15 protein-coding genes are annotated in these 12,821 nt (G+C 59.6%); all 15 read left to right on the plus strand.

Annotation, left to right across the window (positions count from 1 at the left end):
• Positions 1-63 precede the first annotated feature (63 nt).
• On the plus strand, positions 64-561 hold the full coding sequence (gene ruvC, locus ACR0LF_RS14450; protein WP_209598197.1) for a crossover junction endodeoxyribonuclease RuvC: 498 nt from the start codon (positions 64-66) through the stop codon (positions 559-561).
• Positions 558-1,235: a Holliday junction branch migration protein RuvA gene (gene ruvA / locus ACR0LF_RS14455; protein WP_480580660.1), complete on the plus strand. Its 678-nt coding sequence runs from the start codon at positions 558-560 to the stop codon at positions 1,233-1,235. The genes ruvC and ruvA overlap by 4 nt, the downstream gene beginning before the upstream one ends.
• Positions 1,236-1,239: 4 nt before the next feature.
• Positions 1,240-2,259 carry a Holliday junction branch migration DNA helicase RuvB gene (gene ruvB / locus ACR0LF_RS14460; protein WP_480580658.1) on the plus strand — a complete coding sequence of 340 codons (1,020 nt, stop codon included), beginning with the start codon at positions 1,240-1,242 and terminating at the stop codon, positions 2,257-2,259.
• 63 nt (positions 2,260-2,322) lie between these two features.
• The gene (locus ACR0LF_RS14465) at positions 2,323-2,946 is read left to right on the plus strand and encodes a hypothetical protein (protein ID WP_480580656.1); all 624 of its coding nucleotides are present in this window, start codon (positions 2,323-2,325) and stop codon (positions 2,944-2,946) included.
• Positions 2,943-3,326, plus strand: a complete 384-nt coding sequence (ybgC, locus tag ACR0LF_RS14470; protein WP_480580654.1) for a tol-pal system-associated acyl-CoA thioesterase — start codon at positions 2,943-2,945, stop codon at positions 3,324-3,326. The genes ACR0LF_RS14465 and ybgC overlap by 4 nt, the downstream gene beginning before the upstream one ends.
• 110 nt (positions 3,327-3,436) lie before the next feature.
• Positions 3,437-4,132: a protein TolQ gene (gene tolQ, locus ACR0LF_RS14475; RefSeq protein WP_480580652.1), complete on the plus strand. Its 696-nt coding sequence runs from the start codon at positions 3,437-3,439 to the stop codon at positions 4,130-4,132.
• 2 nt (positions 4,133-4,134) lie between these two features.
• On the plus strand, positions 4,135-4,611 hold the full coding sequence (tolR, locus tag ACR0LF_RS14480) for a protein TolR (protein ID WP_480580650.1): 477 nt from the start codon (positions 4,135-4,137) through the stop codon (positions 4,609-4,611).
• Positions 4,612-4,620: 9 nt separating this feature from the next.
• Positions 4,621-5,724, plus strand: coding sequence for an energy transducer TonB (locus ACR0LF_RS14485; RefSeq protein WP_480580648.1), 1,104 nt, complete (start codon positions 4,621-4,623; stop codon positions 5,722-5,724).
• Positions 5,721-7,040 carry a Tol-Pal system beta propeller repeat protein TolB gene (gene tolB / locus ACR0LF_RS14490; protein WP_480580646.1) on the plus strand — a complete coding sequence of 440 codons (1,320 nt, stop codon included), beginning with the start codon at positions 5,721-5,723 and terminating at the stop codon, positions 7,038-7,040. Before ACR0LF_RS14485 ends, tolB begins: the two co-directional genes overlap by 4 nt.
• Before the next feature lie 72 nt (positions 7,041-7,112).
• On the plus strand, positions 7,113-7,616 hold the full coding sequence (gene pal / locus ACR0LF_RS14495) for a peptidoglycan-associated lipoprotein Pal (RefSeq protein ID WP_480580644.1): 504 nt from the start codon (positions 7,113-7,115) through the stop codon (positions 7,614-7,616).
• A 4-nt stretch (positions 7,617-7,620) separates the two neighbouring features.
• Positions 7,621-8,445 (plus strand): tol-pal system protein YbgF, encoded by an 825-nt coding sequence (gene ybgF, locus ACR0LF_RS14500; protein WP_480580642.1) that lies wholly within the window; start codon positions 7,621-7,623, stop codon positions 8,443-8,445.
• Complete coding sequence (gene tilS / locus ACR0LF_RS14505) at positions 8,436-9,695, plus strand: tRNA lysidine(34) synthetase TilS (protein WP_480580641.1); 1,260 nt, start codon at positions 8,436-8,438, stop codon at positions 9,693-9,695. Before ybgF ends, tilS begins: the two co-directional genes overlap by 10 nt.
• Before the next feature lie 75 nt (positions 9,696-9,770).
• The gene (gene ftsH, locus ACR0LF_RS14510) at positions 9,771-11,687 is read left to right on the plus strand and encodes an ATP-dependent zinc metalloprotease FtsH (protein ID WP_480580639.1); all 1,917 of its coding nucleotides are present in this window, start codon (positions 9,771-9,773) and stop codon (positions 11,685-11,687) included.
• A 95-nt stretch (positions 11,688-11,782) separates the two neighbouring features.
• Positions 11,783-12,367, plus strand: a complete 585-nt coding sequence (locus ACR0LF_RS14515; protein WP_480580868.1) for an MOSC domain-containing protein — start codon at positions 11,783-11,785, stop codon at positions 12,365-12,367.
• Between the two features lie 156 nt (positions 12,368-12,523).
• Positions 12,524-12,821 (plus strand): formate--tetrahydrofolate ligase (locus ACR0LF_RS14520; protein WP_480580637.1); only part of this gene is annotated, 298 nt, incomplete at its 3' end.

A 12,821-nucleotide genomic window follows, 5' to 3' on the forward strand; every position in this document is an offset into this window, starting at 1 on the left:
TGTTCACGCTTCGTGCTAGGCGTGGAAAAAAGATCACATAACCCGAGCAGGCCGAGGCGAAACATGCGAATTCTGGGCATTGATCCAGGGCTTAGGACCCTGGGATGGGGCGTCATCGAATCAAATGGCAGCCGCCTGAGCCATGTGGCCAACGGTCTGTGCAAGTCGGATGGCGACGATCTGGGCGAGCGACTGTTGTCATTGCACAACCAGATTGTCGAAGTGATCGCGGATCACAGGCCGGATCAGGCCGCCATCGAACAGACTTTTGTGAACAAGGACGGGGCCGGTACGCTCAAACTGGGTCAGGCGCGGGGGGTTGCGCTGCTGACGCTGGCTCAGGCTGGATTGCCGGTCGGGGAATACGCACCCAACCGGGTCAAGAAGACCGTGGTTGGCGTGGGCCATGCCGAGAAAGAGCAGGTCCTGCACATGGTCAAACTGCAACTGCCGGGCTGTTTGCCGAAAGGGGCGGATGCAGCCGATGCGCTGGCGATTGCGATTTGCCATGCCTATTACGGAAAGACGCAACAGGCGCGTGTAAAAGAGGTGCGGGCATGATCGGCAAACTGACAGGGCGGCTGGACTATCGCGCGGCGGATCATGTGCTGATCGATGTCCGGGGTGTGGGCTATATCGTCTATTGTTCCGACCGGACCATGGCGGCATTGCCGGGCGTGGGCGAGGCGGTCTCGATCTACACGGACATGGTTGTGCGCGAGGACCTGATGCAGCTTTATGGGTTTCTCTCGCTGGTCGAGAAGGAATGGCATCGTCTACTGTGCTCGGTTCAGGGGGTGGGTGCCAAAGTATCGCTTGCCATTCTCAGCGCCTTGGGGCCGGATGGTGTCAGCCGTGCAATCGCCTTGGGTGATTGGGGGGCGGTCAAGGCGGCGAAAGGTGTAGGGCCGAAAACGGCGCAACGGATCGTTCTGGATCTCAAGGACAAGGCGCCCGGTGTCATGGCCATGGGCGGAGCGATTACCGAGGCGATGGACGGGCCCGAGTTGGAGGTTGTTGAACTTGCCGACCCCGCGCCCGCGCCAAAACGCGCATCGAAGCCGCCATCTGGCGCTGCCGCTGCATCTGCCGGAGCGTTGTCGGCGCTGGCCAATCTTGGATATGGGCCATCTGACGCAGCCGCAGCCGTGGCCGAGGCGGCGGCAAGCCAGCCCGAATCAGGAGAGGCTGATCTGATCCGCGCTGCACTCAGATTGCTGGCTCCGAAAGGGTAAATGAATGGTTGATGCTGATCCCACCTTGCGCCCTGAGCCAATGCCCGAAGACAACGACCGCGCCTTGCGCCCGCAGGGGTTGGACGAGTTCATCGGTCAGGCCGAGGCGCGGGCCAATCTGCGCATTTTCATTCAATCCGCCCGCCAAAGAGGCGAGGCGATGGACCATACGCTGTTCCATGGCCCTCCGGGGTTGGGCAAGACAACTCTGGCACAGATTATGGCGCGTGAGCTGGGGGTGAATTTTCGCATGACCTCTGGGCCAGTACTGGCCAAGGCTGGCGATCTGGCGGCTATCCTGACCAATCTGGAATCTCGTGACGTTCTGTTCATCGATGAAATCCACCGTTTGAACCCGGCGGTGGAAGAGGTGCTCTATCCCGCGATGGAGGATTTCGAGCTGGATCTGGTGATCGGCGAAGGCCCTGCGGCCCGCACTGTGCGGATTGAATTGCAGCCCTTCACGCTGGTTGGGGCCACCACGCGGATGGGCTTGCTGACAACGCCTTTGCGGGATCGGTTCGGTATTCCCACGCGATTGCAGTTCTACACGGTTGATGAGTTGCACGAAATCGTCACCCGCAACGCGCGGAAACTGGGCGCGCCCGCAGATGATGATGGCGCGCGCGAGATCGCCCGCCGGTCGCGCGGCACGCCCCGGATTGCCGGTCGGTTGCTGCGTCGGGTAGTGGATTTCGCCATTGTCGAGGGCGATGGACGCATCACCCGCGATCTGGCGGACGGCGCGTTGACACGGCTGGGTGTGGACCATCTGGGGCTGGACGGTGCGGACCGCCGGTATCTGAAACTGATAGCCGAGAATTACGGTGGTGGCCCTGTCGGGATTGAAACAATGTCGGCGGCCCTGTCTGAAAGCCGGGACTCGTTGGAAGAAGTGATCGAGCCCTACCTGCTGCAACAGGGATTGATCCAGCGAACCCCGCGCGGGCGAATGCTGGCACAAAAGGCTTGGACGCATCTGGGCATGACTGCGCCCAAGCGGCAGAGCGATCTGTTTGGTTGAAACGGCGGATCATAGATTTTAAGCCTTCGGCGAGAGTATTTTCGAAAAGATGAAGGGCTGGCCGTGACACCGGAAGAGATTGAGGCGCTGTTCACGCGCGAAAGCGGTGAGTTTCTTTTTGCCCGTTGGGGGCGGCCCATCGTGCCGATCGTGTTTGGCGTCGAAGATGAGACGCTGGCCACTGTGAAGGGCGCATTTGAAGCGGTGGTTACGCTGGCCGGTCACAAGATGGCTGAGACCGACCCGGAACTTGGCGCCAACTGCATGGTCTTCTTTTTCCGGGACTGGCAAGAACTGCTGGAGGTGCCGGATCTTGATCGTCTGATCCCCGATCTGGCGCCGTTGGTCGGACGTTTGGTTGAAGCGGATGCAAATCAGTACCGCGTTTTCCGATTTGAAGAGGATGGGGCAATCCGCGCTGCCTTTGTTTTTCTGCGCATGGATAAGGAATTGTCCAAGGTTCCGGCGGAAACCCTTGCGCTTAGCCAGGTGGTGCAAACCGTTCTTCTATGGTCGGACGCCGCGTTTCGCAGCCAATCCCCGTTGGCCATCGCAGGTGAAGCCACCATTCTGCGCCCTGACATTGCCGCTCTGATCCGGGCTGCGTATGATCCGGTTTTGCCGGGGGCGGCGCAAGATGCGTCTCATGCGCTCAGGTTGTTTGCCCGGCTGGAGCAGCCGCAATGAAACACACGTACCCGGTTCGCGTTTACTATGAAGATACCGACATGGGCGGTGTCGTCTATCACGCGAACTACCTGCGGTATATTGAGCGTGCCCGCTCGGACTGGGTGCGCAATTTGGGCAATGACCAGAACGCGATGCGGGAAGAAGGCATCGTGTGGGTCGTACGGAGGGTTGAAGCCGACTACCTTTCGCCTGCCAGATTCGATGACGAGCTGATCGTTGAAACCGAAGTGACTGCAATCTCGGGGGTGCGACTGACGATGGCGCAGCTTGTCCGGCGCGGGGAGACAGAGATTTTTCGCGCTTCGGTCACTGCCGTGTGCATCAACAAGGACGGCAAACCGATCCGCCTTCCGGCAGAGATTCGCGCATTGATGTAACAATTTGCAGGCCAAGGGTGGTTCTATTGGCTTTTCAGCCCCAACTGCGTTAGCGTTTGGCAAAACAAGGCCAAATAAACGGCCATCAGGCAAAAACAAAGAGCAGGTTCATGGAAGCTGAAACGCTGGCGCTGGCGCAGGAGATCGATTTCTCCATGTGGGGGCTGTATGCCCGCGCGACTTTTGTCGTCAAATTGGTGATGCTGATGCTGATCGGCGCATCCATCTGGTCCTGGGGGATCATTATCCAAAAGTTGATCAACTATCGCGCGGCACGTCGCGAGGCGCAGGTGTTTGACGAAAGCTTCTGGTCCGGCAACCCGTTGGACGAATTGTTCGAACAGACCGGAACGCAGCCGGACGGCAGTTCGGAAAAGATTTTTGCCGCCGGAATGATCGAATGGCGCAGGTCGCACCGAAATGATGGCGGATTGATTGCGGGCGCTACCGCGCGGATAGACCGCTCGATGGATGTGGCCATCGCGAAAGAGGCGGAGACCTTGCAGAAAGGTCTGCCCATTCTGGCAACGGTTGGCTCGACCGCACCGTTTATCGGTCTGTTCGGTACCGTCTGGGGTATCATGAACGCCTTTATCGAAATTGCCGAGCAACAGAATACCAATCTGGCGGTCGTGGCCCCCGGTATTGCCGAGGCGCTGCTGGCCACGGGTCTGGGTCTGCTGGCCGCGATCCCGGCAGTTATCTTCTACAACAAACTCAGCGCCGACAGTGATCGGATCGTTGGTGGGTATGAGGCTTTTGCTGATGAATTCGCCACCATCCTGTCGCGCCAGTTGGACAGCTGACCATGGGCGCGGCGGTTCAGCAATCATCGGGTGGTAATGGGCGCAGGCGCGGGCGGCGTCGCGGGCGCGCGCAGCCCATGGCCGAGATCAACGTGACACCGTTTGTGGACGTCATGCTGGTGTTGCTGATCATCTTCATGGTGGCGGCGCCGTTGCTGACCGTTGGTGTTCCGGTTGACTTGCCCAAGACTGCGGCAAGCGCTTTGCCCGGTGACAACGAAGAACCGTTGACCGTGACTCTGACGGCAGACGGGCGCGTGCAGATTCAGACGACCGATGTGCTGCGCGAAGAATTGATTGGCAAGCTGCGCGCGATTGCGACAGAGCGGAGCAGTGACCGGGTTTTCCTGCGGGCCGATGGTGCGATCCCCTACGCGCAGGTGATGCAGGTCATGGGCGCGCTGAACGCGGGCGGGTTTTCCAACGTTGGCCTTGTGACCGATACGGGCGGGCCGACGCTGGATGAAGGTGGAGAGTGAGGTCGCACGGTGGATACCGGCACCAAGATTTCGGCGATTGCGCATGTCAGCCTGATCGGAGTGGCGCTGTTGGGCGGCACGTTCCGGTCCGAGCCGCTGCCGATGGCCGTACAGGATGTGTCTGTGGTCACCGCTGAACAATTCGCGGCCATGACGGCCCAGCGGGATGCACCTGAAATCCCCGAAGTGCCGGCGGCATTGCAACAACCGCCCGAGCCGGAGACTGAGACCAAGCCACCGGAACCTGTGGTCGAGGAACAGCCGCGCCCGGAACCTGTCGCACCAGCTGAGCCAGAACCCGAGCCTGCGCCCGTCATCGTCGAAGCCCCGCCAGAGCCCGAGGTGCCGGATGAGCCGCCGACATTGACTGAGCCAGAGGTCGAAACCGTCGCGCAACCGGTACCACCGGGCCCCGAGGCGCAACCGCGCCCGTCGGATCGGGTCGCGCCCGAGGCCATAGCGCCGCCGCCGCCCGAGGCAAAACCGGATGATTTTGAAACCCCGCCCGTTTCACTGGATGAGGGTGCAGAGGTTCAGCAGGAACAACAGGACCAGACGGCGCCGGAAGAGGCGGCACCTGAGATTGTGACCGAGGCTGAGGAAACCAAAGAGCAATCTCCGTTGACCTCACCGCGTCCGCGCGTCCGTCCGAACCGGCCAAGCTCCCCGCCTGAACCCGAAGTCGCGGAAACAACTGAGGTGGCGCCAGAGCTTGAGGCACAAGCCGATGAAGCTGCGATCAAAGACGCGCTGGCCGAAGCCTTGGGAAGCGGGTCCGAGCCTTCCGGCCCACCGCTGACCAGCGGGGAAAAGGATGCGATGCGATTGGCAGTGTCGAGATGCTGGAATGTGGGCTCGCTGTCCACTGACGCGCTGAATACTGTGGTCGTGGTTGCGTTTTCGCTGAACCGCGACGGTACTGTTGTGGGTGGCAGCGTTCGGATGCTGGACAGCTCTGGCGGATCCGCCAGCGCAGCCAATCAGGCCTATCAGGCCGCCCGCCGCGCGATTTTACGCTGTGGGGCCAAAGGATATGACTTGCCTGCTGACAAATACGCTCAGTGGCAGGATGTTGAGATTACATTCAATCCCGAGAGGATGCGGATCAAATGATGAAACTTCTGACCAGCCTCTTTGTCGGCCTGACGCTGTTGTCTGCGCCGGTTTATGCACAAAACGGGCCTCTGCGTCTGGAACTGGACGAGGGCATTATCGAACCGCTGCCCTTCGCGGTGCCGAATTTCGTGCCGGACGGTCCTTCTGCCACACAGTTTGCACAGGACATCTCTCGGGTGGTGGCTGCTGATCTGACCGGGACCGGGTTGTTTCGCGAAATCTCTTCGGATGCGTTTATCAGCCGGGTCAGCAGCTTCGATGCCCCGGTGCAGTTTGCCGACTGGAAAGCGATCAACGCTGATGCGCTGATCACCGGTGCAGTCAATGTTTCGGGCAAGAACCTGACGGTTCGGTTCCGGGTCTGGGACGTGTTCTCGGGGCAGGAACTGGGCAATGGTCTGCAGTTGGCAGGCACCACTGAAGGCTGGCGGCGCATGGCGCATAAGGTCGCTGATCAGGTCTATAGCCGGATTACAGGCGAGGGCGGGTATTTCGACAGCCGCGTGGCCTTCGTGTCCGAGAGTGGGCCAAAGAACCAGCGGCTGAAGCGTCTGGCGATCATGGATTACGACGGTGCAAATGTGCAGTACATGACCGACAGCTCTGCAATCGTTCTTGCGCCGCGTTTTTCACCGACCGGGGATCGGCTGCTGTACACCAGCTACGAAAGCGGCAGCCCGCGCATCTATGTGCTGGATGTGGGCCGCGTCAAACGGCAGGAGTTGAAGACACAAGACGGAACCATGAGCTTCTCGCCCCGCTTCTCGCCGGATGGCCGGTCGATTGTGTATTCGCTGATTCAGGGCGGCAATACGGATCTGTGGAAGATGGATCTGGCCTCGGGGCAAAGCACGCGCCTGACCAACACGCCCGCGATTGAGACCGCGCCCAGCTATTCGCCTGACGGCAGCCGGATTGTGTTTGAAAGCGACCGCTCGGGTACACCGCAGCTCTATGTGATGCCGGCAAACGGGGGCGAGGCGACACGGATCAGCTTTGGCGCGGGGCGCTATGGTACGCCCGTCTGGTCGCCGCGTGGGGACCTGATTGCCTTTACCAAGCAAAATCAGGGGCGGTTCCATATTGGTGTGATGCGCACCGATGGGTCCGAGGAACGTTTGTTGACAGCCTCGTTCCTGGATGAAGGACCCACATGGTCGCCCAATGGCCGTGTCATCATGTTTACCCGTGAAACGCAGGGGGCAAGCGGTCGGGCCTCGCTGTATTCGGTCGACATTTCGGGCCGCAACCTGCGTCCGGTGCGTACACCCGATGGCGGTAGCGACCCGTCCTGGGGCCCCTTGCAGAATTGATCGCAGCAAAGTTCACAACGAATCGTCCCTGTGCTAGACAGGCGGCAATAATCAAAACACGAGGCACTTGAAATGAACGTATTGAGCAAAGTCCTGGCGCTGGGCGCGCTGAGTGTGATCGCCGCCTGTACAAACAATGACCCTTCCGCATTGGGCGGCGGTGCAGGTGGCACTGGCGCGATCGTACCGGGTTCGCCAAGCGACCCGCGTTCGCCCGCGTATTTCCAGCAGACCGTCGGGGATCGTGTATTGTTTGCCGTGGACCAGTCGACCCTGACGCCACAGGCGCAAACTGTGCTGCAAGGTCAGGCGGACTGGCTGCTGGCCAACCCCGATTTCGTCGCGAATATCGAAGGTCATGCGGATGAGCAGGGCACACGCGAATATAACCTCGCGCTGGGTGCGCGCCGGGCGAACGCTGCCCGCGAGTACCTGATTTCGCGCGGTGTTGCGGGCAACCGTCTGACGACCATCAGCTACGGCAAGGAACGCCCGATCGAAATTTGCAGCACCGAGGAATGCTATTCCAAGAACCGCCGCGCGGTGACGGTGCTGACCGGGTCAACTCTGGGGTAAGATGATGCGCATTGCTGGATGGGTATTGGCGGCTGTCATGGCGACGGCTGGTGTTGCAAAGGCACAGGATCAGCAGACTCTGGCGGATATTCGGCAGGAGTTGACAGTTCTGCACGTGGAAATTCAGCGTCTGAAGCGTGAGTTTTCAACAACCGGATCGCCCGCGCCAAACCTGTCCGGCAGTTCGATCCTCGAGCGGGTCGATGCAATCGAGGCCGAATTGCAGCGCCTGACCCGTCAGACGGAACAATTGAACCAGCGGGTGCAGAATATCGTCACCGATGGCACCAACCGCATCGGCGATCTGGAATTCCGGCTGGTCGAACTCGAAGGTGGGGATCTGTCGACGCTGGGTGAGACCTCGACGCTGGGCGGCGATACGGCGACCACTGAAACGGCCCCGGTGAACGCGGTGACGCCCCCTGCATCGGATGGGGGCGAACTGGCCGTGGGTGAGCGCGCCGATTTCGATGCCGCATCGCAAGCTTTGTTGGACGGAGATTTCCAGACCGCGGCAGACATGTTCGCGCAGTTTGAAACATCCTATCCCGGCAGCCCCCTTGCGCCCGAAGCGCACTTGAAACGCGGGCACGCTCTTGAGGGTATCGGCGACACCCGAGAAGCTGCGCGTGCATTTCTGGCCAGCTTTACCGGCGACTCCGAGGGCGCATTTGCCCCCGAGGCCCTGTATGAACTGGGCGCAGCGCTGGGGCGGTTGGGGCAGACCGATCAGGCTTGCATCACGCTCAATGAAGTTGGCGTCCGCTTTCCATCTGCACCAGCTTTTGCGAACGCCACGCAAGAGATGTCGGCATTGGGGTGTTCTTGAGCCGCCACTCAGAAAAACTACTAGCGGAACTTCGCGCCCGGTTGCCGGAAAACCTGCCGCGTAAATTGGGCATCGCGGTATCGGGCGGCGGGGATTCTGTCGCCCTTGTGCATCTTTTGCATGAGTTGGCACAGACCGAGGCGATCACCTTGTTTGTTGCCACAGTCGATCATGGGCTGCGGCCTGAGTCTTCGGCGGAGGCCGAGACCGTATCCCGTCAGGCCACAGCGCTAGGGTTGCCACATGAGACCTTGCGTTGGACGGGCTGGGACGGGGCTGGCAACTTGCAGGATCAGGCGCGTCAGGCCCGGTATGCCTTGCTGACCGATTGGGCGCGAGATCGTGGAATTGATGCCATCGCGTTGGGACATACGGCAGATGATCAGGCGGAAACGCTGTTGATGCGACTGGGTCGGTCATCTGGTGTCACCGGTCTGTCCGGTATGTCGGCAAGTCGGCATCTGAAAGGGGTGACACTGCTGCGCCCAATGCTTGGGATTACCCGGGAAAGCCTGCGTGCTTACCTGACAGATATCAGCGCATCATGGGTCGAAGACCCTTCGAATCAGGACTCAGGGTTCGACCGGATCAAGGCGCGAGAGGCTCTTGGAGGCCTTGAACCCTTGGGAATCGATGCGCTTTCCTTGTCTCGGGTGGCAGATAATCTGGCGCAGGCACATTTGGCATTGGGTGTATTTGCGCAGGAATCCGCGCGGAACGTGGCGCAGGTCGATCAAAGCGACGTAAAGGTTGATCGGGCCGGGTTCGCTGCGCTGCCCAAGGAAATCCGCCGCCGCGTTCTGGTTGGGATTCTCGCCTGGATCGCGGGTCAGGGCTATCCCCCGCGCCAGAGTACGGTCGAGCAGGCGATGGATGCTTTGACGATGGGGCGGGCCGGATCGGTCGGCGGATGCCTGTTGGTTCCAAAAGCTGAGAGTGTTTGGATTTGCAGGGAATTTAAGGCCGTGCAAGACCAAATTGCCGTACCCGATGACGTATGGGATGGCAAATGGCGCGTAAATGGCCCTGCGACACCGGGTGCTGAAATCCGTACATTGGGCGATAATGGGCTGCAACAGGTGCCGGAATGGCGTGAAACAGGGCGTCCCAGACTTGCCTTGACCGCGACGCCTGCGGTTTGGAAGGGTGAAACGCTCTTGGCTGCGCCACTGGCGGGATATGCGAACGGATGGCGGGCCACGACGACGTCAGAATGGCCCGAGTTTTACGCATCTTTTTTATCGCATTGAACATACCACAATCCTCTCTATTTTAAGAGGTAACTTGGCAGCTTCTCACCTGCCGGAACTTTTGGGAGATTTTCCTTGGGCAACGCTCGCAATATCGCGTTTTGGGTCGTTCTGTTCCTGCTGATCCTTGCACTGTTCAATCTGTTCAGTGGACCGGGCGGAACGCTTCAGAACAACGAAAGAACTTACTCTGACTTTGTCAGTGCCGTGCAAAGCGGCGAAGTCAAGAATGTGACATTGGATGGCGAACAGATCCGCTACACCACTCAAAGCGGCTCAAGCTATGTCACGATCAAACCCGGCGATGCCGAGGTGACGAAACTCCTGATCGACGAAAACATCCCCGTTCAGGCGGTCAAGCAACAGCAATCGGGTTTCCAGTCTTTCCTGATCACGCTGCTGCCCTTCCTGCTGCTGATCGGTGTCTGGGTCTATTTCATGAACCGGATGCAGGGCGGTGGCAAAGGCGGTGCGATGGGCTTTGGCAAGTCCAAGGCCAAAATGCTGACCGAAAAGCATGGCCGCGTAACCTTTGACGACGTTGCAGGCATTGACGAAGCCAAAGAAGAGCTGGAAGAAATCGTTGAATTCCTGCGCAACCCGCAGAAGTTCAGCCGCCTTGGTGGCAAGATCCCGAAAGGCGCGTTGTTGGTCGGCCCTCCGGGCACTGGTAAAACGCTTCTGGCCCGTGCGATTGCGGGTGAGGCGGGCGTGCCGTTCTTCACCATTTCGGGTTCTGACTTCGTTGAGATGTTCGTGGGCGTGGGTGCATCCCGGGTGCGCGACATGTTCGAGCAGGCCAAGAAGAATGCGCCTTGCATTGTCTTCATCGACGAGATTGACGCCGTGGGTCGCCATCGTGGCGCCGGTTACGGCGGGGGCAACGACGAACGCGAACAGACGCTCAACCAGTTGCTGGTCGAGATGGACGGTTTTGAAGCCAACGAAGGCGTGATCATTCTGGCGGCCACCAACCGTAAAGATGTTCTGGACCCTGCGCTGCTGCGTCCGGGCCGGTTTGACCGGAACGTGACCGTTGGCAACCCCGACATCAAAGGCCGTGAGAAGATTTTGGGTGTCCACGCCCGCAAGACGCCTTTGGGCCCCGACGTCGATCTGCGCATCATCGCGCGCGGTACGCCGGGCTTCTCGGGTGCTGATCTGGCCAACCTCGTGAACGAAGCCGCCTTGATGGCAGCCCGTGTGGGCCGTCGCTTTGTCACTATGGAGGACTTTGAGAACGCCAAGGACAAGGTGATGATGGGGGCCGAGCGCCGCTCGATGGTGCTGACCCAGGACCAGAAGGAAAAGACCGCCTATCACGAATCCGGTCATGCGGTTGTCGGTATGACACTGCCGCTGTGTGATCCGGTCTACAAGGCCACGATCATTCCGCGTGGCGGCGCACTTGGTATGGTTGTTAGCCTGCCTGAGATGGATCAGTTGAACTATCACCGGGACGAGTGCGAGCAGAAGCTCGCCATGACAATGGCAGGCAAGGCCGCCGAGGTTATCAAATACGGTGAAGACCATGTCTCGAACGGCCCGGCCGGTGACATCATGCAGGCCAGCCAGTTGGCGCGTGCGATGGTGATGCGCTGGGGCATGTCGGACAAGGTGGGCAATATCGACTATGCCGAAGCCCATGAAGGGTATCAGGGCAACACTGCGGGCTTCTCGGTCTCGGCTCATACCAAAGAGCTGATCGAAGAAGAGGTAAAGCGTCTGATCCAGCAGGGTTATGAGCGTGCGCACAAAATCCTCACTGACAAGAACGAGGAATGGGAGCGTTTGGCGCAGGGTCTTCTGGAATATGAAACTCTGACCGGTGACGAAATCAAACGCGTCATGAATGGTGAATCGCCGACCGAAGGCGATGACGAAGGCGACAAGCCGGACGAAGGCAACGCACCCAGCGTCACCGCCATTCCCAAAACCAAGGCCAAGAAATCGCCGCCCGAAGGCGGCATGGAGCCTGAACCTACCGCATAAAAAAGGACCCGGAGCTTGCTCCGGGTCTTTTCGCTTTTCATCGGAGTTCTGGTGGGCATTATGCCTGCAAGACAGTGGATGAAAAGGGACTGGCCATGCCGTTTTTGCGCGAAACCGATTATTCAGCCGAAGTGATCTGGCTGGGTCATGTCCCGGCGGGAAAGTCTTTGCGGGCCGAGGCTGTTGACGCGCTGGATCTGGGGTTTGATGGCGTGAAGGGCGAGCGGCACGAGGGGCTTAATCGGGCATCTTGTGTCAGGGTCTCGAACCTCTACCCGAAAGGCACTGAAATCCGCAATGTCCGTCAGCTGTCGGTGCTGTCCGAAGAGGAACTGCAAGCAATTGCGCAAGATATGGGGCTGGAACAGCTTGATCCGTCCTACCTCGGTGCCTCTGTCGTGTTGCGTGGGATTCCCGATTTCTCGCATATTCCCCCGTCGTCGCGTCTTCAGGCAACAAACGGGATGACGATAACCGTGGACATGGAAAACGCCCCTTGTGTTCTGCCCGGGCGCGAGATCGAGGCGGATCAACCTGGTCATGGTGCATCGTTCAAACCTGCGGCGGCCGGACGTCGGGGCATCACCGGATGGGTCGAACGTCCGGGGCGCATTCAATTGGGCGATCAGTTGAAATTGTTTATTCCGGATCAGCCCGTTTGGGCTCAGGGCGCGGTGTAGGTTTCCTATTTGAAACCACCGAAACACCCTCACGACGCTTCACGACACCAGAATGTCGGAATCCATGGCTATTGAGATTGTGTACAAGGGTATGGAATGGCCAGCGCCGACCTTCCGCGTCGGTTTTGCACGGTATTCAATCAAGGACCCCGGCCAATGAGCTACAAATCCGATATCGAAATCGCTCGCGAAGCGAACAAAAAGCCGATTCAGGAAATCGGTGCCAAGATCGGCATCGAATCAGCGGATCTGCTGCCTTACGGCCACGACAAGGCCAAAGTCAGCCAGGACTTCATCAACTCGGTTCAGGACCGCGAAGACGGCAAGCTGATCCTGGTGACCGCGATCAACCCGACCCCAGCGGGTGAAGGCAAGACCACCACCACCGTGGGTCTGGGCGACGGCCTGAACCGCATCGGCAAGAACGCGATGATCTGTATCCGCGAAGCCTCGC

The organism is Ruegeria sp. E8 (assembly GCF_056533985.1).

Excerpts from the sequence above, each read along its gene's own strand:
- ruvC (WP_209598197.1), top strand. The coding sequence starts at position 64 with ATGCGAATTCTGGGCATTGATCCAGGGCTTAGGACCCTGGGATGGGGC.
- ruvA (WP_480580660.1), top strand. The coding sequence starts at position 558 with ATGATCGGCAAACTGACAGGGCGGCTGGACTATCGCGCGGCGGATCAT.
- ruvB (WP_480580658.1), top strand. The coding sequence starts at position 1,240 with ATGGTTGATGCTGATCCCACCTTGCGCCCTGAGCCAATGCCCGAAGAC.
- ybgC (WP_480580654.1), top strand. The coding sequence starts at position 2,943 with ATGAAACACACGTACCCGGTTCGCGTTTACTATGAAGATACCGACATG.
- tolQ (WP_480580652.1), top strand. The coding sequence starts at position 3,437 with ATGGAAGCTGAAACGCTGGCGCTGGCGCAGGAGATCGATTTCTCCATG.
- tolR (WP_480580650.1), top strand. The coding sequence starts at position 4,135 with ATGGGCGCGGCGGTTCAGCAATCATCGGGTGGTAATGGGCGCAGGCGC.
- tolB (WP_480580646.1), top strand. The coding sequence starts at position 5,721 with ATGATGAAACTTCTGACCAGCCTCTTTGTCGGCCTGACGCTGTTGTCT.
- pal (WP_480580644.1), top strand. The coding sequence starts at position 7,113 with ATGAACGTATTGAGCAAAGTCCTGGCGCTGGGCGCGCTGAGTGTGATC.
- ybgF (WP_480580642.1), top strand. The coding sequence starts at position 7,621 with ATGCGCATTGCTGGATGGGTATTGGCGGCTGTCATGGCGACGGCTGGT.
- ACR0LF_RS14515 (WP_480580868.1), top strand. The coding sequence starts at position 11,783 with ATGCCGTTTTTGCGCGAAACCGATTATTCAGCCGAAGTGATCTGGCTG.